17 protein-coding genes are annotated in these 22,383 nt (G+C 70.9%); 4 read left to right on the forward strand and 13 right to left on the reverse strand.

Annotated features, from left to right (window positions below; translation table 11 throughout):
• Positions 1 to 76 precede the first annotated feature (76 nt).
• From ACFZDE_RS38505 to solA (ACFZDE_RS38520), 4 genes are all read right to left on the reverse strand, one after another.
• Positions 77 to 1,219, reverse strand: a complete 1,143-nt coding sequence (locus ACFZDE_RS38505; protein WP_391214670.1) for an ATP-binding cassette domain-containing protein — start codon at positions 1,217 to 1,219, stop codon at positions 77 to 79.
• Positions 1,212 to 2,318: an extracellular solute-binding protein gene (locus ACFZDE_RS38510; protein ID WP_391214684.1), complete on the reverse strand. Its 1,107-nt coding sequence runs from the start codon at positions 2,316 to 2,318 to the stop codon at positions 1,212 to 1,214. The genes ACFZDE_RS38505 and ACFZDE_RS38510 overlap by 8 nt, the downstream gene beginning before the upstream one ends.
• An 80-nt stretch (positions 2,319 to 2,398) precedes the next feature.
• Positions 2,399 to 3,460 carry a succinylglutamate desuccinylase/aspartoacylase family protein gene (locus ACFZDE_RS38515; RefSeq protein WP_391214692.1) on the reverse strand — a complete coding sequence of 354 codons (1,062 nt, stop codon included), beginning with the start codon at positions 3,458 to 3,460 and terminating at the stop codon, positions 2,399 to 2,401.
• A gap of 2 nt (positions 3,461 to 3,462) precedes the next feature.
• Positions 3,463 to 4,602, reverse strand: coding sequence for an N-methyl-L-tryptophan oxidase (solA, locus tag ACFZDE_RS38520; RefSeq protein ID WP_391214700.1), 1,140 nt, complete (start codon positions 4,600 to 4,602; stop codon positions 3,463 to 3,465).
• 284 nt (positions 4,603 to 4,886) lie between these two features.
• On the opposite strand from solA (ACFZDE_RS38520), the gene ACFZDE_RS38525 reads away from it, so the two are divergent.
• Positions 4,887 to 5,633, forward strand: a complete 747-nt coding sequence (locus tag ACFZDE_RS38525) for an IclR family transcriptional regulator C-terminal domain-containing protein (protein ID WP_391214800.1) — start codon at positions 4,887 to 4,889, stop codon at positions 5,631 to 5,633.
• 210 nt (positions 5,634 to 5,843) lie between these two features.
• Positions 5,844 to 6,587: an IclR family transcriptional regulator C-terminal domain-containing protein gene (locus tag ACFZDE_RS38530; RefSeq protein ID WP_391000213.1), complete on the forward strand. Its 744-nt coding sequence runs from the start codon at positions 5,844 to 5,846 to the stop codon at positions 6,585 to 6,587.
• Positions 6,588 to 6,593: 6 nt separating this feature from the next.
• On the opposite strand, the gene ACFZDE_RS38535 is transcribed toward ACFZDE_RS38530, so the two are convergent.
• The 4 genes from ACFZDE_RS38535 to ACFZDE_RS38550 are packed head-to-tail and all read right to left on the reverse strand — an operon-like array spanning position 6,594 to position 12,575.
• A complete protein-coding gene (locus tag ACFZDE_RS38535; protein ID WP_391214707.1) occupies positions 6,594 to 6,947 on the reverse strand; it encodes a cupin domain-containing protein in 354 nt (117 codons plus the stop codon).
• A 32-nt stretch (positions 6,948 to 6,979) separates the two neighbouring features.
• Positions 6,980 to 8,419, reverse strand: coding sequence for an aldehyde dehydrogenase family protein (locus tag ACFZDE_RS38540; protein ID WP_391214716.1), 1,440 nt, complete (start codon positions 8,417 to 8,419; stop codon positions 6,980 to 6,982).
• The gene (locus tag ACFZDE_RS38545) at positions 8,416 to 11,310 is read right to left on the reverse strand and encodes an FAD-linked oxidase C-terminal domain-containing protein (RefSeq protein ID WP_391214724.1); all 2,895 of its coding nucleotides are present in this window, start codon (positions 11,308 to 11,310) and stop codon (positions 8,416 to 8,418) included. Before ACFZDE_RS38545 ends, ACFZDE_RS38540 begins: the two co-directional genes overlap by 4 nt.
• A complete protein-coding gene (locus ACFZDE_RS38550; protein WP_391214733.1) occupies positions 11,307 to 12,575 on the reverse strand; it encodes an aminotransferase class III-fold pyridoxal phosphate-dependent enzyme in 1,269 nt (422 codons plus the stop codon). Before ACFZDE_RS38550 ends, ACFZDE_RS38545 begins: the two co-directional genes overlap by 4 nt.
• 353 nt (positions 12,576 to 12,928) lie before the next feature.
• Here ACFZDE_RS38550 and ACFZDE_RS38555 point away from each other — a divergent pair, with 353 nt between their 5' ends.
• Positions 12,929 to 14,017, forward strand: a complete 1,089-nt coding sequence (locus tag ACFZDE_RS38555) for a homoserine dehydrogenase (RefSeq protein WP_391214742.1) — start codon at positions 12,929 to 12,931, stop codon at positions 14,015 to 14,017.
• Positions 14,010 to 15,440: an aldehyde dehydrogenase family protein gene (locus tag ACFZDE_RS38560; protein WP_391214754.1), complete on the forward strand. Its 1,431-nt coding sequence runs from the start codon at positions 14,010 to 14,012 to the stop codon at positions 15,438 to 15,440. The genes ACFZDE_RS38555 and ACFZDE_RS38560 overlap by 8 nt, the downstream gene beginning before the upstream one ends.
• On the opposite strand, the gene ACFZDE_RS38565 is transcribed toward ACFZDE_RS38560, so the two are convergent.
• The 5 genes from ACFZDE_RS38565 to ACFZDE_RS38585 form a co-directional block, all read right to left on the reverse strand.
• Positions 15,421 to 17,214: an ABC transporter permease subunit gene (locus ACFZDE_RS38565; RefSeq protein ID WP_391214761.1), complete on the reverse strand. Its 1,794-nt coding sequence runs from the start codon at positions 17,212 to 17,214 to the stop codon at positions 15,421 to 15,423. The genes ACFZDE_RS38560 and ACFZDE_RS38565 overlap by 20 nt on opposite strands.
• 6 nt (positions 17,215 to 17,220) lie before the next feature.
• Positions 17,221 to 18,744, reverse strand: coding sequence for an ABC transporter substrate-binding protein (locus ACFZDE_RS38570; protein WP_391214768.1), 1,524 nt, complete (start codon positions 18,742 to 18,744; stop codon positions 17,221 to 17,223).
• 166 nt (positions 18,745 to 18,910) lie between these two features.
• Complete coding sequence (locus ACFZDE_RS38575) at positions 18,911 to 19,372, reverse strand: AsnC family transcriptional regulator (protein ID WP_390999700.1); 462 nt, start codon at positions 19,370 to 19,372, stop codon at positions 18,911 to 18,913.
• Between the two features lie 46 nt (positions 19,373 to 19,418).
• Entirely contained in the window at positions 19,419 to 20,558 is a 1,140-nt protein-coding gene (solA, locus tag ACFZDE_RS38580) for an N-methyl-L-tryptophan oxidase (protein ID WP_391214782.1), read from the reverse strand.
• A gap of 189 nt (positions 20,559 to 20,747) precedes the next feature.
• Complete coding sequence (locus tag ACFZDE_RS38585; protein ID WP_391214790.1) at positions 20,748 to 22,232, reverse strand: aldehyde dehydrogenase family protein; 1,485 nt, start codon at positions 22,230 to 22,232, stop codon at positions 20,748 to 20,750.
• Positions 22,233 to 22,383 lie beyond the last annotated feature (151 nt).

Consider the following 22,383-nt stretch of genomic DNA (forward strand, 5'->3'; position numbering starts at 1 on the left):
CGACGCGGGTCCGGCGTGATGCGAGGAGTTTGCGCGGTCGTGCGGGAGCGCCCGCGGTGAGGGTGGCAGCCATGACTCACCCCGCCTGTTCGTCGACGGGGAAGAGGTTGACGTCCTCGGGGTCCGCGCTGATGCCGACCCGCTCGCCGGCCACGGGGCCCCGGCCGGCCGGGACTTCCAGGCGCAGCAGCGGCCCGTCACCACCGTCGATCCGGACCCCGGCGCGCACCAGGGTGCCGACGTAGGTGGCGTTCTCGACCGTGCCGGTACAGAACCCGTCATCGGCGCCGCAGGCCCGCAACCGGCCCGGCTGCACAGCGACCTTGACCTCAGTGCCGATGGCCAGCTGGTGGCGGCGCGCCTTCAGCAGGGTGCCGGACTGGGTGAGACGGACCAGGGTGTGGTCGCCGTCATGCTGCTCGATACGGCCGGGCAGGAAGTTCGCCGCTCCGAGGAAGTCCGCCACGAACGGCGTCCTCGGCCGCTCGAACAGCTCGCGAGGGGTGTCGAACTGCTCGATCAGACCATTGCGCATCACCGCGATCCGGTCCGACATCACCAGCGCCTCTTCCTGATCATGCGTCACATAGATGACGGTCAGGCCCAGTTCCTGCTGGATCGTCTTGATCTCCACCTGCAACTGGTCACGCAGCTTCTTGTCCAGCGCCCCCAACGGCTCGTCCATCAGGATGACCGGCGGGCGGTAGACCAGGGCCCGGCACAGGGCGACCCGCTGCTGCTGACCACCGGACAACTCACGCGGCTTCCGCCCGCCGAACCCGGACAGACCCGCGATCTCCAACGTCTCCCCCACCCGCCGACGGATCTCGTCCTTGCCCACCCCGCGCAGCGTCAGCGGGAAAGCGACGTTCTCGCTGACCGTCATGTGCGGGAACAGCAGGTACTGCTGGAAGACGAAACCGAGGTTGCGCTTTTGCGGGGCGAGCCGGGTGACGTCACGGCCGCCGACGGTGATGGTGCCGGAGTCGGGTTCGCAGAACCCGGCGATCATCATCAGCGTCGTGGTCTTGCCCGACCCCGAGGAGCCGAGGAAGGTGACGAACTCCCCCGCCGCGATCTCCATCGACGCCTCGTCGACAGCGATCACGTCCCCGTAGGTCTTGCGCAGTGCCACCACCGACAGCGCCTTGCCGGTCGCCGTGGCCGGCTTGTTGCCGGCCACCTTCACCGACGGCGCCGCGATACCGAATTCAGCCACGAGCCCACTCCAACCAGCGCTTGGTGACGGCCGACTCGTTCTTCAGCCACCAGTCGATGTCCGTGTCGAAACCCTTGTCGTAGTACTCCGGTGCACCCGCCAGCGCGGATCGCTCCTCGTTGGTGAGCTGCGTGTAGGCCAGCGGGGACGACGGGTTCGACGGGAACGCCTTGGCCAGGGCCGCCTGGCTCTCGGCTCGCAGGGAGAAGTCCATCAGCTTGTAGGCGTTGTCCACATTCGCCGCGTCCTTGGCGATGGCATAGCCCTGGAACTGGCGGCGCATCCCGTTGAGCTGCCGGGCGACCGGGACTCCCTGCTTCTCCAGATCGGCGATACGGCCGTCCCAGACGGTCGACATCGTCACTTCCTGGCGGCTCAGGAGGACTCCGGGGAGCGGGCCGCTGTCCCAGAACTTCTTGATGTCGCCCCGCAGCCGGGTCAGCACCTTGAAGGCACGGTCCACATCCAGCGGATACAGCTTGTCCATCGGCACGCCGTCGGCCAGCAGCGCGAACTCCAACTCCGGCAGGTCACCGTCCGGGTTGCACATCGAACGGCCGCCCTTGAACGCCTTGGTGTCCCAGAAGTCCGCCCACGACTCCGGCTTCCTGCCCCCGAAGGCGTCGGTGCGATATGCCATACAGGCGCCGTAGAAGCTGCTGCCGACGGCATGGTCGGTGATCTGGTTCTCGGGGATCTTCGCGCTCTTCACGCTCTTGATCCGGTCGAGGTCCAGCGCCTCCAGCGCGTTCTGCTTCACGTACTTGGTGTGCGACATCATCGAGTTGTTGATGAGGTCACACTGCGGCCGGCCCTGCTTGATCTGCGCGAGCAGCGGCGCGTCGTCCAGGTTGAGCACCTTCACCTGGATACCGGTCTCCTGCGTGAACGGCGTGTAGATCGCCTTCTGCAGGGCCGCACCATAGGAACCGCCACTGTCACGGACGACCACCGTCTTGCCGCCCTTGCCGCCGCTGTTGGCGCCGGCCCGGCTGGTGCCGGTGCCGCAGGCGGACAGGGCGGTCGCGGCGGCGACACCCGCAGTGACCCCGCCTATTCCTCGCAGGAACAGTCTGCGGTCTATTCGGGCATCTTTCATCGTGTGCCTCCTGGGTGGTACTGGCCGTGAGAAGGGGAGCTGCTGGGGACGTGGAATGGGGGGCGGCTGGAAGGGGGGGGCTAGGGGCGGGGTTCCGCCTCGTCTGATCCGGCGCCCATACCGGGGGCCTGGAAGGTGTCGGCCCGGGCGGCCGTGTCGGGGTTCCACGGGACGGCCAGGGCGGCCAGTTCCTTGCCGGGGGCGACGGTGAGGGCGTGCATGCCGTAGAAGATCCGGCCGTCGGCCGGGGCGTGGACGGTGTGCTCGGTGCCGTCGGCCGGGTCGATGATGCGGCCGAGGAGGTCGCCCTCGGTGACGTCGCCGATGATGTCGGCGTCGAAGGAGAACTCCGGGTACCACAGGCCGGTGGCCTCGGCGGTGGCGCCGCCGGACCATACCCACTCGCGGATCGGTTCCGGGGCGGAGCCGTCCTGGTCGAGGACGCCGAGATGGCGAAGTGCCTTCAGCAGGCCGTCGACGCGGCGCAGGGCGGTGGCCTCGTCCCGCTGGCCGAGCTGGCCCACCTCGACGAGGACCGCCGAGATGTTCCGGCGAGCGGCGGCCGCGTGGCTGTTGCCGCCCTCGGGCGTCAGCCCGAGGATGACGTCCTGAATGCCGAAGGAGCCTGCCAGTTCGGCCGTCGCCTTGTCCAGGTCGGGGTCACCGGTGCGGCGGTAGCCGACGAAGTCCCGCAGGACTTGGTCGATGCCGCCGCAGTGCAGGTCGATGTAGACGTCGGCGCCATCGATGAGGTGGGTGAAGAGCCAGGCGGCCAGCCGCTCGGTGGGGCCGCCCGCCGGGTCGCCGGGGAAGACCCGGTTGAGGTTCACGCCGTCGACCGGGGAGACGTTGAGCCGGCCCTGGTAGACGGCGGGCGGGTTGGCGACCGGACAGACGATCACCTGCCCGCTCACCTCTTCGGGCTCCAGCAGGTCCGCCAGGCGCGCGGCGGCTTCGATGGGCGTGAACTCGCCGCCGTGCACACCGGCGGTGATGACGACCCGGGGGCCCGGGCGGACTCCGTTGACCAGGATCACCGGGATGTCCGCGGTGAGGGTGCCGAGATCGGCCCGGAGGGTGCCGCGGGCCTTGGTGCCGGGCCCGGCCGCCAGAGAGCCGACGGAAAGGGGGGAGTTCTGCATGGTCATGCCTCCGTACGGCCGACGGTGGAGAGGAAGTCGATGGGCTGGGGCGAGGCGCCGTCCAGCGCGAGGTCCGCGGCGATGTCGCCGAAGGCGGGCGAGAGTTTGAAGCCGTGTCCGGAGAAGCCGGCGAGGAGGATGACGTTCTCGGCGCCGGGCAGGGGGCCGACCAGGGGGCGGCTGCTCTCGGTGTAGCCCTCCATGTAGACGGAGAGGCGAGTGGGGTCCGGGTGCAGATCGGGCAGGTAACGCCCGATCAGCTCGGAGAAGATCTCCAGCTCGTCGGGGCGCACGGTGCGGTCCAGCTGGTTGGGGTCGTCGGCGAGCCGGTGCAGCGCGCGGGAGAGTCCGAGCTTGATCGAGATGCCGTCCGGGGAGGGCAGGCCGTAACAGTGGGTGGGGGCGGTGCGGATGAACGCCGGGCGCTCCTCGCCGAACCAGGCGTCGGGGGTGGTGGGCACGTACCAGGCGCTGATGAGGCGGCGGACCTCCACCTCCCACGGCAGGTCGGGCAGCAGGTCGTTGACCCAGGGGCCGGGCGTGACGACGGCGGTGTCGAAGCGCTCACTGCCGGAGTCGGTGCGGATCTCCACGCCGCCCGCGACGGGGACGATCTCGCGGACCGTGGTGTAGCGGTGGATCACGGCGTCGAGCTGTTCGGCGCGGCGGGCGGCGGTCTGGATCGTCAGCTCCGGGCGGATGACCCCGGCGCGGCGGTCGAGCACGGCCGCGTCGCCGTCCTCGATGCGGTACTGCGGGAACCGCTTGGCGAGCCCCTCGGCGTCCAGCACCTCGTGGTCGAGGTCGTGGTCGGCGATGGACTGCAGGACGGTGGCCATCTGCTGGTGGTCGGTCGGCCCCATGAGCAGGCATCCGGTCAGCCGGCGCAGCTCACGGCCGGTCTCCTGCTGGAGCTGCTCCCACAGGGCGTCGGCGTGCCTGAGGAGCGGGACGTACCGGGAGTCCTCGAAGTGCGCGCTGCGGAAGATCCGGGTCTCGCCGCCGGCCGCGCTGCGGTCGTGGCCGGGAGCGTAGCGGTCGTATCCGACGACCTCGGCGCCGCGGGCCGCCAACCGCCAGGCGGTCTGACTGCCCATCGTTCCGACGCCGATCACCGCGACGCGCTTCCTGGCAGCTGACACAGGGCTTTCCTTTCGTAACGCCGAGGCGCATGCTGAGCCTTCGACGTGAGGATTGTTCGATTCGAGATGGTTTCGGCGGGAGCCAGGTCCCCCTTGTGGACCTGTGGCTCGCAACCGCCGCGTCTCGCAGTCCGGCTCACTTCCGGGGGGTCTCTCCGAAGGCCGTGCCACTATGTGGAATGCTGTGCTAGAATCTGGCACAGAGAATGACAGCGGCTTCAGCAAGGAGTCAAGAGGGTGTCCAGCAGAAATTTCGAGGATTAACAGGGGGAAACCGGATGGAAATGAAGAGCGTCACCAGGTCGCTTCGCATCCTGGAGGCGGTCGCCCAGCATCAGCCCGTAACCGTGGGGGAGTTGACGAAGATCTTCGGGCTGCCGAAGTCCACCGTGCAGCGCACGCTGGTCTCACTGGCGGAGGCCGGCTGGCTACGGGCGAACCGAAAGGACACCACCCGCTGGGAGATCGGCGCCCGCGTCCTGGCCGTACGGCCCGCCGCGCTGCAGGGCTCCAGCCTGTTCGCCGCCGCCCGCGAACCCATGGTTCGCCTCCGGGACGCGGTGAACGAGACCATCCACCTGTCGGTGCCCGACGCCCTGCAGTGCATGGTCGTGGTGGATCGCGTCGACTGCGACCACCCGGTGCGCACCTTCCACACGATCGGCGACACCTCACCCCTGCACGCCACAGCCGTCGGGCGCGCCGTTCTCGCACACCTTCCGAGGCGGGACGTCGAAGAACTCATCGCGGCCGGGCTGGAGCGGTTCAGCGACACGACACCCGGTGACCCCGACGAGCTGCGCGCCGAGCTGGACCGGATCCGCACCGACGGCTACGCGATCAACCGCAACCAGTTCCGTCCGGGCGTCTGCGCCGTCACCGCCGCCGTACTCGACGAGGACGGCACCCCGCTGGCGGCCGTGGCCATCTCCATGCCCGAGGCGCGCTACGACGAGGAACGGGCGCCCAAGTGGGGCCGCCTCGTCGCGGACACCGCCGCGGAGATCTCACAGCGCCGCCTGGGCGCCTGAACGGCGGACGACACACCGCAAGCCGTCGACCCGAGGGCCGGCCTCGCACGCTGACGCGCGAGGCCGGCCCTCTGATCTGTCGAACCCTCGCCGCGTACCACATTGTGGCATGCTATGCTGCATTCCGGCACACAGCATGACCATGACTCCGGGCTGGAGTCGAGAAGTGAGAACCAGGGATCCACGGGTCTGAGGGGGCATCGAATGGAAATGAAGAGCGTCACCAGGTCACTGCGGGTTCTGGAGGCGGTCGCCCGACACCAACCCGTGACCGTCGGAGAGCTGACGAAGATCTTCGGGCTGCCGAAGTCCACCGTGCAGCGCACCCTGGTCACCCTCAACGAGGCGGGCTGGCTGCGGGCGAACCGCAAGGACACCACCCGCTGGGAGATCGGCGCCCGCGTCCTGGCCGTACGACCGACCGCACTACAGGGCTCCAGCCTGTTCGCCGCCGCCCGCGAACCCATGATCCGGCTCCGCGACGCCGTGAACGAGACCATCCACCTGTCGGTACCCGACGCCCTGCACGGCATGATCGTCGTCGACCGCGTCGACTGCGACCACGCCGTACGCACCTTCCACGCCATCGGCGACACCTCGCCCCTGCACGCCACCGCCGCCGGGCACGCCGTCCTGGCCCATCTGGGGAAGTCCGACATAGCGGAGGTCACCGCCGAGACGCTGGAGGGCTACGGCGAGGAGACGATCACCGACCCGGGGCAGCTGCGCGCGGAACTCGGCCGCGTGCGAGAGCGTGGCTACGCCGTCAACCACAACCAGTACCTGCACGGCATCTGCGCCATCGCGGCACCCGTGCTCGACGCCGAGGAGACACCGCTGGCCGCCGTGGCCGTCTCCCTGCCCGACTCCCGCTTCGAGCCCGGCCGGCTGCCAGAGCTGGGCCGGCTGGTCGCCGAGACGGCGGCGGAGATCACCGCCCGGCACCTGGCCTGACGCGCGTCACTTCACGATCACGTAGATCTTGCGCACCGTCTCGATCGTCTTCCACACACCGACGAAGCCCGGCTTCATGACAAAGCTGTCGCCCGCCTTGTAGACCACCGGCTCGCCGCCCTCCGGCGTGAGTTCCACGACGCCGGTGAGGATGTGGCAGAACTCGAAGGTCTCACCCTTGATCGAGCGCGTCTCACCGGGCGTGGCCTCCCAGACCCCCGTATGGATCATCTCGCCGCGGGCGATGTCCTGGGGCCAGGTCAGGAACGCGGGGTCGCCGGAGACCAGACGTTCCGGGAGCGGGCCGGACTCGCGCGGCGCGAACGCGGGGTTGGTGTCGATGGTTTTCAGGAACGACATGTTCTTTCCTTCGTGGAGTGTCATGAACGCCATCAGCTCACGGGCACCGCGAGGTACTGGTACTCCAGGAACTCGTCGATCCCGACCCGGCCGCCCTCGCGGCCCAGCCCGGACTGCTTGACGCCGCCGAACGGCGCGGCGGGGTTGGACACCAGGCCCGTGTTCAGCCCGACCATGCCCACCTCCAGCCGCTCGCTCACCCGCAGTGCCCGGTCGAGGCCCTCGGTGAAGACATAGCCGACCAGGCCCCAGGGGGTGTCGTTGGCCCGGCGGATCACCTCGTCCTCGTCGTCGAAGGTGAGGATCGCGGCGACGGGACCGAAGATCTCCGTGCCCATCAGAAGGCTGCCGGGATCGACGTCGGCCAGCACGGTCGGCGGGTAGAAGCAGCCGGGGCCTTCGGGGGTACGGCCGCCCACCAGTACCTGGGCCCCGCGCTCCACCGCGTCGGCGACGAGTTCCTCCACCTTGGCGCGTCCCCGCCTGTCGATCAGGGGGCCCACGTCGACGCCGCCCCGGGTGCCCGGGCCGACGACCAGCGCGCCCATCCGCTCGGCGAGACGCCGCCCGAACTCCCGCGCCACCGAGCGGTGCACGAAGAAGCGGTTGGCGGCCGTGCACGCCTCGCCCATGTTGCGCATCTTGGCGACCATCGCACCGTCCACGGCCTTGTCCAGGTCGGCGTCCTCGAAGACCACGAACGGCGCGTTGCCACCCAGCTCCATCGAGGTCCGTACGACCGCCTCCGCGCTCTGGGCGAGCAGCAGCTGTCCGACGGCAGTGGAGCCGGTGAACGAGAGCTTGCGAATCCGCCCGCCGCGCAGGAGCGGTTCGCACACCTCCCCCGCACGGGAGGTGGTGACGACGTTCAGCACGCCGTCCGGCAGCCCTGCCTCCTTGAGGATCGCGGCGAGGGCAAGGCTGGAGAGAGGGGTCTGCGGGGCCGGCTTGAGCACCATCGTGCAACCGGCGGCGACCGCCGGGCCGATCTTGCGGGTACCCATGGCCAGCGGGAAGTTCCACGGGGTGATCAGCAGGCAGGGGCCGACCGGGCGGCGGGAGAGCAGCATGCGGTTGCGGCCGTCCGGCAGGGTGGTGAGGCCGCCGTCGATACGGACGGCCTCCTCGGAGAACCAGCGGAAGAACTCGGCAGCGTACGCCACCTCTCCCCTGGCCTCGGCGAGCGGCTTGCCCATCTCGGAGGTCATCAGGTGGGCGAGCTCGTCGGTGCGCTCGAGGATGATCTCGTAGGCGCGGCGCAGGATCTCGCTGCGCACCCGGGGTGCCGTACGCGCCCAGTCCTCCTGCGCCTGCACGGCCGCTTCCTCGGCGAGCCCCGCGTCCTTCGTGCCCGCGTCGGCGACATGGCAGAGGACCTCGCCGGTCGCCGGGTCGTCGACGGGCATGGTGGCGCCGTCGGCGGCGTCCACCCAGGCGCCGCCGATGAACAACTGCGTGGGTGTGTCGGTCATGAGTTCTCTCCTGGTTGTCCGGGTCGTTCGGCGGCGGGGTCGAGGAGTTCAGCGAGGTGCAGGGCGCGGATGCCCCGGTCTCCGGCGAGGTGGTCGATCTGGGTGGCGCAGCTGAAGCCGTCGGCCACGACGACCGTCGGCGTGTCCTGGTCGATGGCGTCGAGGCGCGGCTTCAGGGCCAGGTCGGCGACGGCCATCGAGGTGTCGTAGTGCTGTTCCTCGAAGCCGAAGTTGCCGGCGAGTCCGCAGCAGCCCTCGGCCTCGCCGACCTTGCGTACACCGAGGCGGCCGAGCAGGTCGCGGGGGTGGCGGCCCTGGAAGGTGGCGTACTCGTGGCAGTGGGTCTGCAGGACGACGTCGTCCGGCAGCTCCGGGGGTGTCCAGCCGGGTTCGGCGAGATCGGTGAGGGCTCCGGTGAGGGTGTGGACGCGGGCCGCGACGCGCCGGGCGGCGTCGGTGCCGAGGAGTTCGGGCACGTCACGCTTGAGTGCCGCGGCGCAGCTGGGTTCGGCCACGACGATGGGCCGTTCGTCGCCGTTGTCCAGGCGGGCGACGGTGCGGGCCATGATGCGCCGCGCGAGGGACAACTGTCCGGTGCTCACCCAGGTCAGGCCGCAGCACAGGTCGTCCTCGGCCGTGCAGGGGATGCCGGCGTCGGCGAGTACGCGGCTCGTGGCCCCGGCCACCTCGGGGCGGAAGGCGCGGGTGAAGCTGTCCACGAAGAGCAGTGTCTTCGCCGGTTCGCCGGTCCTGGACGCGCGCAGGGCCCGGCGCAGCGCGCGGCGGGAGGCGAAGGCCGGGATCCGGCGCTCGGTGGTCACGCCGCCCAGGCGCGCGAGCAGCGTGCCGACGGGTCCGCGCAGCAGCGCGTTCAGCGGGCGGTCCGCGTACCCGACGAGCTTGGACGTCAGGGGCAGCCAGCCGAGGGAGTAGTGGGAGCGCGGTCTGAGCCTGCCCTTGTAGTGCTGGTGCAGGAACTCCGCCTTGTATGTGGCCATGTCGACGCCGACCGGGCAGTCGCTGGAACAGGCCTTGCAGGACAGGCACAGGTCGAGGGCGTCGCGCACCTCCGGGGAGCGCCAGCCGTCCTGGACGGTTCCGCCGCGCACCATCTCCTGGAGGAGGCGGGCCCGGCCTCGGGTGGAGGCGTCCTCCTCCCCGGTGGCCCGGTAGCTCGGGCACATCACGCCGCCCGCGTCGCTGCGGCAGCGGCCGACGCCGACACAGCGGCGTACCGCGCCGGCGAAGCCGTCCTCGTCGTGGGGAAAGGTGAACGTCGTCTCCACGAGCGGGAGTTCACGCAGAGCGAGGTCGGCGTCGAGCGGTGCCGGGTCGACGATCACGCCGGGGTTGAGCAGCCCCTCGGAGTCGAAAATCTCCTTGAAGGCGGCGAAGGTCCGGATCATCCGGTGGCTGTACATGACCTCCAGCAGTTCGCCCCGGGCGCGTCCGTCGCCGTGTTCGCCCGACAGGGTTCCGCCGTGCTCGACGACCAGGGCCGCGGCTTCGGAGAGGAACCGGCGGGTGGCGGCCCGCCCCGTGTCCGTGGCGAGGTCGAAGTCGATACGCACGTGGACGCAGCCCGCGCCGAAGTGCCCGTACAGCACGCCGGTCAGGCTGTGCGCGGCCAGCAGCTTGCGGAAGTCGCGCAGGTAGGCGGCCAGGTTCTCGGGGGCGACGGCCGCGTCCTCCCAGCCGGGCCAGGACTCCGAGCCGTCGACCAGGCGGGCGGCGAGCCCTGCGCCGTCCTCGCGGACCCGCCACAGCGAGCGCCGTTCGGCCGGGCTGTGCACGACCCGCCCACCGGTCATCCGGCCCTGTGCCTTGAGCACGTCCAGCAGTTCGCCGGCGCGGGCGTCGACGTCCGCCTGGTCCTCGCCGTCGAGTTCGACGTACAGCCAGGCACGGCCCTCGGGGAGGCCGGTGACGGAGTCCGGACCGCGCCGGGCCCGCATGGTGGCGACGATCGCCTCGTCCATGCCCTCTACGGCGGTGGGGTGCCGGCGCAGGATCTCGGGGACGTCCTCGGCGGCGTCGACGACATCGTCGTAGCCGAGGGTGAGGAGGGTGGAAGCCTGTGCGGTCGCCACCAGGCGGACCGTCGCGGCGGTGACGACCGCACAGGAGCCTTCGGTGCCCACCAGCGCGCGGGCCATGTCGAAGCCGCGCTCGGGGAGCAGGTGGTGCAGTTGGTAGCCGGAGACCTGGCGCGGGATACGGCCCAGTTCGGTGCGGAGCAACGCCAGGTTGGTGTCGATCAGGCGGCGCAGGTCCGCTTCCAGGGCGGCGACCCGCTGGACGGCGTCCCGGTCCTCCGGGTCGGCGGCCCGCAGTCCGGTCCGGTCGGCGACGGCCCGCACGCCGTCGGCCGTCACGATCTCCAGCGCCTCGATGTGCCCGCTGGTACGCCCGTGCCGCACGGACCGGTTGCCGCACGCGTCGTTGCCGATCATGCCGCCGATGGTGCAGCGGCTGTGCGAGGAGGGGTCGGGGCCGAAGGTGAGCCCGTGCAGGGCGGTTGCGGACCGCAGCGCGTCCAGGATCACTCCGGCCTCGACGCGCGCGGTACGCGCCTCGGGGTCGATGTCCAGGATCCGGTTCAGGTACCGGGAGAGGTCCAGGACGACGCCGGGCCCGACGGCGTTGCCCGCCATGCTGGTGCCACCGCCGCGTGCGGTGACGGGGATGCCGGTCTCACGGCAGGCCCGCAGCACCGCGACGACGTCGTCGGCGCTGCGGGGAAACACCACGGCCCTCGGCGGGACCCGGTAGTTGGAGGCGTCGTAGGCGTAGGGACCGGTGGAGCCGGGGCCGGTCTCCACCCGCAGGCCGGGAGCGGTCTCGGCGAGCCGCCCGACCAGCGGCTCCAGGGCCGTGGTGGTGTTCGTCATCGCTCGGCCGCTCCCGATGTGCCGGCCTCGACCGCGGTCGCCCACGCCTGGAGGCCCTCGTCCACCGCGGTCTCGTCGATGACGAGTGCCGGGATCATGCGGACGACCTGGTTCCAGGCGCCGCACAGCAGCAGGAGCAGGCCCTGGTCGACGGCGGCGCGCTGGACGCGGGCGGCGGTCTCGGGGTCGGGGCTGCCGTCCTCGTTGACGAACTCGGTGGCGAGCATCAGCCCGAGGCCGCGCACGTCTCCGATGCCCGGCGTCCGGTCGGCGACGGCCTCCAGGCCGTGGCGCAGCCGCTTGCCCATGACCTCCGCGTTCTCGACGAGCTTCTCGTCGCGTACGACGTCGAGGGTGGCGCAGGCCGCGGCGCAGGCGACGGCGTTGGCGCCGTACGTTCCGCCCTGCGAGCCGGGCCACGCCTTGGCCATCAGCTCCTCGGACGCGGCGATGCCGGACAGCGGGAAGCCGCTGGCCAGGCCCTTGGCTGTGACGAGGATGTCGGGGGTGACGCCGAAGTGGTCGTGGCCCCAGAAGCGGCCGGTGCGGCCGACGCCGGTCTGCACCTCGTCGTGGATGAGGAGGAAGCCGTGGCGGTCCGCGCGCTCGCGCAGGCCCTCCATGAAGGCACGGTTGGCGGGGACGTAGCCGCCCTCGCCGAGGACCGGCTCGACGATGATCGCCGCCGTGTCGGCGGGCGAGGAGATCGTCTGGAGGGTGTAGTCGAGTTCCTTCAGGGCGAAGCTGGTCGCGGTCTCCTCGTCCCAGCCGTAGCGGTAGGCCGCCGGGAAGGGGGTGACGACCACGCCGCTCATCAGCGGCGAGAAGCCGGAGCGGAAGCGGGTACCGGAGGTCGTCATGGAGGCGGCCGCGACGGTACGTCCGTGGAAGCCGCCGTGGCAGACGATGACGTTGGGCCGGCCGGTCGCCTGGCGGGCCAGCCGCAGCGCGGCCTCGACGGCCTCGCTGCCGGAGTTGGTGAAGAACAGGCTGTCCAGGCCGGCCGGCAGCACCTCGCCCAGCTTGTCGACCAGGCGGCGCAGCGGCTGGTGCATGACCGTCGTGTACTGGCCGTGGATCAGCGAGCCCACCTGTTCCTGCGCCGCCGCGACCACCTTGGGGTGGCAGTGCCCGGTGCTGGTGACGCCGATGCCTGCGGTGAAGTCGAGGTAGCGGCGGCCGTCCTGGTCGTAGAGGTGGACGCCCTCGCCCCGGGCCGCCACCACGGGCGTGGCCTGGCGAAGGTGCGGCGACAGTGCGGTCATGTTCGTCTCCCGGCCTCGGTGTTCGGTCTACTGCGGTTCGGCGTCGGTTCTGCTGGTGTTCTGCTGGTGTTCTGCGGGTGTTCTGCGGGTGTTCTGCTGGGATGTGCTGCGCTCCGACGAGCATCTCGGCGGACCGGGGTCGCGCCAACGCGCGATCTGTCCGGCCGGGACGCGGTATCCGGACGTTGTGTCAGGCGGGCCGGGCCCTCACCCCCGCGGGTGGGCGAATCGCCCTACGACAGGGCAGATCGGCATGCCATGTGGTCGTTGCGGCCTGGAGCAGGTGACAGGGACGCAAGGGAGGCTCTGCGCAGCCGCACCGTGAAGGCGGCGGACTGTGAAGGAGCGATCTCATGGGCCGATACGACCTCGCCCTCATCGGCTTCGGAGGCGTCAACCGTGCGCTTGCCGAGCTGATATCCCAGAAAGGGGAACGCCTATCCGAAGAGCTGGGTTTCGACCTGCGGGTGGTGGCGATCACCGATCTGCGGGCCGGTTCCCTGGTGAACACGGACGGCATCGACCTGACGCCGTTGCTGGCCGCCGAGGCCGGGGAGCTGAGCTTCGCCGGCCTCGCCGGCGGCAGCGCCGATCCACGCAACGAGTGGGTGATCCGCGAGGTGCCGGCCGACATCGTCGTGGAGGCGACGTTCACCAACCCCGGCGACGGCGAGCCCGCCGTCTCCCATGTGCGTTGGGCCCTGGAATCGGGCAGGCATGTGTGCACCACCAACAAGGGCCCGGTCGCCCTGGCCGGCCGGGCGCTGAAGCGGCTGGCCGTCGAGCGGGGTGTCAGCTTCGAGTTCGAGGGCTCGGTGCTCAGCGGCACCCCTGTCCTGCGCACCGCCGAGCGCATGTTCGGCGGCCTGCAGATCACCGGCGTCCAGGGCATCCTGAACGGCACCTCGAACTACATCCTGGGCCGCCTCGAAGGGGGCATCGAGCTTTCGGCGGCCATCGCCGAGGCTCAGGAGCTCGGGTACGCCGAGGCCGATCCCACCGCGGACATCGAAGGCCACGACGTCCAGCTCAAGGTCATGATCCTGGCCAACGAGGTTCTCGGCGCCGACCTGCGCCGCGAGGACGTGTTCCGCGAGGGCATCTCCGCGATCACCCCGCACGAGGTGCGGGACGCCGCCTCGAAGGGCCTGCGCTGGAAGCTGGTCGGCTCCGCCACCCGCCACGAGGACGGCAGCGTCGACGCCCGCGTCGCCCCGCTCGCCCTGCCCGCCGATCACCCGCTCGCGGGGATCTCCGGTCCGGTCAACGCGGTCGCCTTCCACACCGACCTCCTGGGCACCGTCACGGTCTGCGGGCCGGGCGCCGGGCGCATCGAGACCGCCTACGCCCTGCTGTCGGACATCATCGCCGTCCACCAGCGCCACGCGGACGACGACACCGCCCCCGTTCACCGCGTTCCCCAGGAGACTCACCGTGTCTGACACCGCCGTGCCCCCCGGCATCGAACTGGGCAGCGACACCACGCCCGTGCACAACCCCTATACCGGCGAGGTCATCGCCTCGGTGCCCACCGTCGACGCCACCGCCATCGGCAGCGTCCTCCAGCAGGCCAGGTGCGGGCGCCGCACCGCGGCCGCGCTGTCCCGGGCCTCCAGGGCCGCGGTCCTGGAACGCGCCGCCCGGCTGATCGAGCGGCGCGCCGAGTCCTTCGCCCGGCTGATCGTCAGCGAGGCCGGGAAGACCATCGTCCAGGCCCGCAAGGAAGTCGCCCGCGCGGTCAACACCCTGTCCCTGTCCGCGGCCGAGACACGCCGCAACGCCGGCGAGGTCATCCCCTTCGACTCCTACGAGGGCTCGGAGAAACGGCAGGGCTGGTTCACCCGCGAACCGCTGGGCATCATCGCCGCCATCACCCCGTTCAACGACCCCCTCAACCTGGTCGCCCACAAACTCGGCCCGGCCATCGCCGGCGGCAACGCGGTCATCCTGAAACCGTCCGCGCTCACGCCGCTGTCCGCGCTGCGCCTGGTCGACACCCTCATCGAGGCCGGCCTGCCCGAGGAGATCGTCACCGTCGTCAACGGCGGTGCCGACATCGCCGCCGCGATCGTCGCCGCCCCCGATGTGCGCATGGTGTCCTTCACCGGCGGTTTCGCCACCGGCGAGGCCATCTCCCGCACGGCGGGCCTGAAGAAGCTCGCCATGGACCTGGGCGGCAACGCCCCGGTCATCGTCATGGACGACGCCGACCTCGACGAGGCCGTGGACTGCTGTGTCTCGGGCGCGTTCTGGGCCGCGGGCCAGAACTGCATCGGCACCCAGCGGATCCTGATCGCCCGCGAGATCTACGAGCGCTTCCGCGACGCGTTCGTCGCCCGCACCGGGTCGCTGCGCGTCGGCGACCCGCTCGACGAGCGCACCGACGTCGGCCCCATGATCACCCGGGAGGCCGCGGCCGCCACCCGGGCCAAGGTCGACACGGCGGTGGCCGAGGGGTCGGTGCTGCTGTGCGGCAACACCGTCACCGGTTCCCTCTACGCGCCGACCGTCCTGGAAGACGTCCCGGCGACCTGCTCGATCTGGCAGGAGGAGGTGTTCGCCCCGGTCGTCGTGCTGCAGCCGTTCACGTCCTTCGAGGACGCCATCGAGCAGGCCAACGCCATCGACTACAGCCTCCACGCGGGGATCTTCACCTCGCGCCTGGACCGGGCCCTGACCGCGGCCCGGCTGCTGGAAGCGGGCGGAATCATGATCAACGACTCGTCCGACCACCGCCTCGACGCCATGCCGTTCGGCGGGTTCAAGTACGGCAGCATGGGCCGCGAAGGCGTGCACTTCGCCTTCGAGGAGATGACCCAGCCCAAGGTGGTCTGCGTCAACCACATCAGCGAAGTGGTTCAGTGACCGCCTTTCCGGACCGCGTGGGGCGGCGCACGGCCGCGGCGTCGGTGCCGGAGAGGGCGAGGACGGAGAGCAGGACGAGTGCGCCGGCCGGGCAGAGTACGGTCCAGGGCGCCAGTTCCGCGTACGGCTGGTTCTCCGACAGGAGGCGACCCCATTCTGCGGTGGGCGGCTGTTCACCCAGACCGAGGAAGCCGAGGGAGGCCAGTACGAGGACCGTCGTGGGCAGGCGCAGCAGGGCGTTGCGCAGGACGCCGGGCAGTACGGCGGGCAGCAGGTGGCGGCGGAGCAGATGACACGGGCCGGCGCCGAGGGAGAGGGACGCGAGCAGGTGGCCGCCGGCCCGTTCCTGTTCCAGCAGGGCCGCGGCCTGGGCGGCGTAGGGGGTCCAGCCGACCAGGCAGACCGCGAGGGCGGCACCGGAGGCCGACGGGCCGGTCACCGCGGTGGTCAGCATCCCGGCGAGGACCGCAGGCATCGTCGACACCACTTCCGTGAGCCCTGCGCCTACCTGTGCCGTCATGCCGAGCAGCAGCCCGGTGAGCGCGCACACCGCGGTCACCACGAGGGCCACGCCCACCGTGCGCAGCGCCCCGTGGCCCAGCCGTGCCAGCAGATCGCGGCCGAGGGAGTCCGTACCCAGCGGGTGTGCGGCCGAGGGCGGGAGCAGTCGGGCCGCCGTGTCCAGGTGCAGGGGGTCGCGGAGCAGTCCGGCGACGACCAGGACGAGAAGCGCGACGGCACAGGCTCCCGCGGCCCAGCGGGTGCAGCGCCCCCGCGGGAGGGGCGGTGCGTGCAGGGCGGGCAGAGCGCCGTCCCGCAGAGCCGGGCCGAGCAGCGCGCGGCGCAGGGCGTGGATGAGCAGGCCGGCGACGACGCCGAGCAGGACGAGGGCCAGAGTCGCGGTCTGCAGGGACGGGAGATCCTGGGCAATGGCGGCATCCAGGGCGAGGCGGCCGAGGCCGGGAATGTTGAAGATCTTCTCCACTGCGACGGCACCGCCCACCAACCCCACGACGGTGGGCAGGAGTTGGGGAAGGACACCGGCCAGCGCGCGCCGCAGTGCCTGCCGGGCGAGGTGGTGGGGCGGGAAGCCGTTGGCGTGCCAGGTGCGTGCCCACGGTTCGTTGAAGGCGGCGGGCAGCGACCGGTCGAGCAGACCGCCGATCACCGCCCCGGACGGCACGCCGAGGGCGAGTGAGGGCAGCACCATCGAGGACGGCCCCTCCCACCCGCTGGAGGGGAACCAGCCCAGCCACACTCCGCACAGGGTGGCCAGGAGTGAGGCGAGCAGGAACTTGGGCAGCGCGGCGAGGACGGCGACACCGATGGCCCCTGTCCCCCGGTTCAGCCGTCGCCGGGAGCCGAGATACAGGGTGCGGGCGCTGGCCAGTGCGGCGACGGCGATGGTGACGACGAGCGCTCCCAGCGTCAGCGTGACCGAGACCGCGAAGGCGCTCGTCACCTGGGGCAAAACCGCCTCACCTGACACCCAGGAGGTGCCCGCGTCACCCTGCGGCAGCCCACCCAGCCAGTGCGCGAGATGCGCGAACGGCCCTTCGTCCAGACCCAGTTGCTCGCGAACGGAGGCGAGCTGGGCGGGCGTGGGGGCCTGGTCCGCGGAGCGGGCCCGCAGGACCGTCAGCGCGGGGTCGTTGCCGGACAGCCAGGGCAGCAGGGCCACGGCCGTCAGCAGGGCGGCCCCGGCGGTGAGGCGGCCGAGGCCCGCGCGCCACCGGGACGGGCGGGCCTCGGTACCGGCCGGCATGACGCTCATCGGCCGCTACCTCAGGTGGGTTTCGACGTCGATCAGGGAACGCTCGCGCGGATCGAGGAGCACGCCCTCGACATCGGCGGCGATGCCCTGGACGACCCTCTCGTGGACCAGCGGGACCACGGCGTCGGTGCGCAGGATCTGCGCTTCGGCGGCCATGACCTTCTGCCGGCGCTTCGCCGTGTCGCCTTCCTCGGCGGCGGACGTGATGGCCCGGTCCACCTTGGAGTCCTTCAGACGGGCGATGTTGTACACCCCGTTGCTCGTGTAGTCGCTCGCCAGGTAGGCGACCGCGTCGCCGGTGTCGAGGAGCACCACCCGGGACATGATCAGGGCGTCGTACTTGCCGGCGAGGAGGTCGGCTTCCATCTGTGTGTACTCGCGTACGTCCTGTTTGACGGTGAACCCGGCCTTCTCCAGCTGCTGCTGCAGCACGGTGGCGGCCTCGGGCAGTTCCGCGCGGTTGGTGAAGGCGGCCAGACGCAGGACCCTGCCCTTCGTCTTGGACCTGACCTGTGCCGGTGTCGCTGCCTTGGCGCGCCCGTTGACCTCGACACGCTTGTCGGCCGCCCAGGAGACGGCGGGTCCGAACAGGCCCTGCGCGGGGTCGGCGTACCCGCCGAAGATCGAGTCGACCAGGGCGGAGCCGTTCATGGCCTCGCGGGCGGCGGCGCGCAGCGCGGGGTCGGTGAAGATGCCGTCGCCGGTGTTGAGGATGACGCTGTCGGTCCGTACGGACGGCACCTCATGCCGGGTGTTCGCGTCCAGCAGCTTCGCCTGGGCGGTGGGGATCCACTCGGCGATGTCGACGTCGCCGGCGCGCAGGGCGCCCGCGCGGGCGGTGCCGTCGGCTATCCAGGTGACGTCGATGCCGGGCGCCTTGGCCTTGCCGCCCCAGTAGTCGTCGTAACGGTCGAGCGTGGCCTTGGACTTGCCGATCAGCTTCGTGACCTTGAAGGGGCCGGTTCCGGTGCCGATCGGGTTTGCGGTGCCGTCCTTCGCGTACGCCTTGGCGGAGAGGATGGCCAGTACCGGGCTGGCCAGGCGCAGCGGGAGTACCGGGTCGGCGGCCTTGGTGCTGATGGTGACCGTGTCGGCGTCGTCGGCCTTCGCGGTGAGGGTGACGTCACTGAGGACGCGGGGCTCGGGCGTTGCGGCGTCCGCGTGGGCGAGGGAGTCGACCACGGACTCGGCGGTGACCGGCGTGCCGTCCTGGAAGGTGGCCTTGCGCAGCTCGAAGGTCCAGGTGGTGGGGCTGACCTGCTTCCAGGACTTCGCCAGCGCGGGAGCCGCGGCGCCGTTCTTGTCCAGGGCGGTGAGTCCTTCGACCACGGAGAGCTTGCCCAGCAGGGTGGCGTCGTCGCTGTACGGCGACAGCGCCTGCGCCGGAGGCCGGGCGAGCGCGACCCTCAGCCGCCCGCCCGACCCGCCGTTCGTGTCCGAACCGGATCCTTCTGCGCCGGACACGAAGCAGCCGGTCAGCAGCGGGGTGAGGGCAAGCGTCATGAGGAGACCGCGGGGGGTCGTACGCATGGGAGTCCTGTCATGCGAGAGAGCAGTGTGAGCCCGTGACCGCTCAGATGGGCACGGCGCGATCAGCATATAAGGCAAGCCTTACTTGATCTACCTCGGTAGGTGAATTCTCAACCACTGAGATCGCCGTACCCGAGGCGACGCCATCCGCGACCAAGGGCGCTGCTCACCCCCGCACCGCAGAACTCCGCGCTCGTCGCGGGCGGTTGACGACACTGGACAGCGTGAGCGCCGTGACGGTGTCCCGTACGCCGGGCATCTTGGCGATGTCCTCCCAGATACCTCGTACACGTTCGAGCGAGGCCGCCTCAAGACGCACCATGATGTCGAAGTCGCCGCTGAGGATCTCGCAGACAACGACCTCCGGAATGCGCCGGAGCGCGGCCAGGACGTCGCCGCCGCGCATGCGGTCCTGGCGGTAGACGAGGACCAGCGCCGAGACGGCATCGCCGGTGTCCTCGCCCGCGCGGACGATGGTGTACCCGGCGATGTGGCCCTGCCGCTCCAGCCGTTCGATGCGCTGGCGCACCGCATTGCGGGACAGCAGCACCTTGACGGCCAGCTCCGAGTGCGGCATCCGGGCGTTGCGGGTCAGCTCGGCGATGATCTTCTCGTCGACGGCGTCCACGGCGGACCATCTCCCTCGCAGGTCAGGCCGACTTCGTCGTCCGCGCTCAAGCCGCGGTACGGCCCTGTGTGGTGATGAAGTCGATCGGCTGGGAAGTGCGGCCCTCCAGGACGAGGTCCGCGGCGATGTCGCCCATGGCGGGCGAGATCTTGAAGCCCTGGCCGGAGAAGCCGGCGAGCAGGACGATGTCGTCGCAGCCCGGCAGGGGACCGACCAGCGGGCGGGTGCTGTCGGTGTAACCCTCCATGAAGACCGACAGGCGCACCGGGTCGGGATTCAGGCCGGGCAGGTGGCGTCGCACCGCCGTGGTGAAGGTCTCCAGTTCTTCCGGTGCGACGGTCCGGTTCAGCCGGTTGGGGTCGTCCACGGGCTTGTGGTGCGGCTGGGGCAGGCCCAGCTTGACGGCCAGGCCGTCCGGGGACGGGATGCCGTAGAAGGGGGTGTCGCCACAGCGGATGAAGGCGGGACGCTCGGCGCCTGCCGGATGGTCCTCGTGGGGCAGGAACCAGGCGCTGATCGTGCGGTAGACGCTCACTTCCCACGGCAGGTCGGGCAACAGGTCACCCACCCAGGGACCCGGCGTGACGACCGCGGCGTCGAAGCGCTCGGTGTCGGTGTCGGTGCGGATCTCCACGCCTCCCCCGGCGAGGGGAGTGACTTCCCGCACCGGGGTGTAACGGCGGATCCGGGCGCCCAGTTCCTCGGCACGCCGGGCCGCGGTCTGAACCGTCAGCTCGGGGCGGACGAACCCCGCGTGGGAGTCGAGGACCACCAAGTCGCCGTCGTCGACACGGAACTGCGGGAAACGCTTCGCCATCGCCTCGGGGTCGATCATCTCGTGATCGAGGCCGTGCTCGGCGATGCCGTCCATGACGGTACGCATCTCGGGGTCGTCGGCCGGCCCCATGACCAGGGCTCCCGTCAGACGGCGCAGTTCCCGCCCGGTCTCCGCCTGCAACTGCTTCCAGAGGGCGTCGGCGTGCCGGACGAGCGGCACATAGCGGCCGTCGTGGGTCTGCACGCTGCGGAAGACACGGGTCTCACCGCCTGCGGCGCTGCGGTCGTGGCCGGGCGCGAACCGGTCGTAGCCGACGACCTCGGCACCCCGGGTGGCCAGCCGCCAGGCAGCCTGGCCGCCCATCGTCCCCACGCCGACCACCGCGACGCGCTTTCCAGCAGCTGACACAGGACTTTCCTTTCGCATCGCCGGAGTCCCGGGGTATGGCGATCCACCCCAGCCCCCGGAACCCATGTGCCATATTGTGGCACACTGTGCTGTTATCTGGCACAGAGAATGGCAGCGGCTCAGGGGGGAGTCAAGAGTTCCAGCGGACGGCCGCGCGCTTCGGCGCACGTGCCTGGTGGCCTTCGCCGCTCAGGTGTTGAAGCCGGGCATGGACAGGTACTTGAGCTGCTGGTACTCGTGGAGGCCCTCGGGGCCGCCCTCGCGGCCCAGACCGGACTGCTTGACCCCGCCGAAGGGTGCCGCGACCTCGGAGACCAGGCCGCGGTTGATGCCGACCATGCCGGCCTGCAGACGGGCGGCGACCCGGCGTGCGCGGTCGATGTGGGACGTCATCACGTACGAGGCGAGGCCGTGCTCGGTGTTGTTGGCGATCGCGAGGGCCTCCGCCTCGGTGGAGAAGCGGTGGATGGCGGCGACAGGTCCGAAGACCTCCTCATGCATGATCGCGGCGTCGGCGGGGACGTGGTCCAGCACGGTCGGAGCGGCCCAGTGGCCCGGCCCGTCAGGGATGTCCGCCTCGCCGACGACAACGGCGCCCCGGGCCACGGCGTCCTCGACAAGGTGGCGGACCTTGTCCACCGCACGGTGGTCGGCCAGCGGCCCGAGCTCGGTGTCCTCCCGGTCCGGGGAACCGACCCGAACGGCTGCGATCCGTTCGCCCAGCGCCGTGGCGAACGCGTCGGCGATCCCCTCCTGCACCAGGAACCGGTTGGCTCCGACACAGGACTGGCCACCCAGCCGCATCTTCGCGATCATCGCTTCGCGGACCGCGAGGTCGAGGTCGACGTCGTCGAAGACCAGGAACGGCGCGTTGCCGCCCAGCTCCATCGAGGTGCGCAGCACCCGGGCACCACTCTGCTGAAGCAGCAGCCTGCCGACCGGAGTTGAGCCGGTGAACGACAGCTTGCGCAGGCGGGGGTCGGCCAGCAGCGCCGTGGTGACCGCTGCCGCGTCGCTGCTGGTGATCACCGTCAGGACGCCTGCGGGCGCGCCGGCCTCGCGTGCCAGCCCGCCCAGCACCAGCGAGGACAGCGGGGTGAGCGCGGCCGGTTTGAGCACGGCGGTGCAGCCTGCGGCGAGGGCGGCGGCGACCTTGCGGGCGGCCATGGCCAGCGGAACGTTCCACGGGGTGATGAGCAGGCAGGGCCCGACCGGTTCGGCGACGGTGACGATGTGGCTCCTGCCGTCCGGGGAGGGCGTGCTGCGTGCGTGAGGGCGGACCGCCTCCTCGGCGTACCAGCGGAAATAGGCCGCGGCGTAGTCGACCTCACCCCGGGCCTCGGTGATCGTCTTGCCGATCTCCAGCGTGATGATGCGGGCCAGACGCTCACGGTGTTCGGACAGGGCGTCGGCGATCCGGTGCAGGACGGTCGCCCGGTCCCGTGGGCTGCTGAGGGCCCACTGTTCGGCCGCGTCGGCCGCCGCGTCCAGTGCTGTGAGCGCGTCTTGCGCGCCGCAGTCGGCGACGCTGGCGATGACGTTTTCGGTCGCGGGGTTGCGCACCTCGAAGGTGCGACCGCCGGTGGCGGGTTGCCAGCCGTGGGCGAGGAAGCCACGGGGGACGGATTCGAGGACTGCCGACTCCTCGGAGGGAGCGGTGAGCGTGTCAGTCATGCGCGTGGCTCTTTCGCTGATCGGGAGGATGGTGGGTGGAGAGAGCACGATCGGTGGGTGGTCATACGGCCTCGCCTCCGGGGTTGGCGACGCCGACGGTGTTCTCGACCGAGAGCAGGGAGTCCTGCCGTCCGGAGCCGAGCCAGCGCAC

It is taken from the genome of Streptomyces sp. NPDC007929 (assembly GCF_042959065.1).
In the GTDB taxonomy this organism is placed as follows: domain Bacteria; phylum Actinomycetota; class Actinomycetes; order Streptomycetales; family Streptomycetaceae; genus Streptomyces.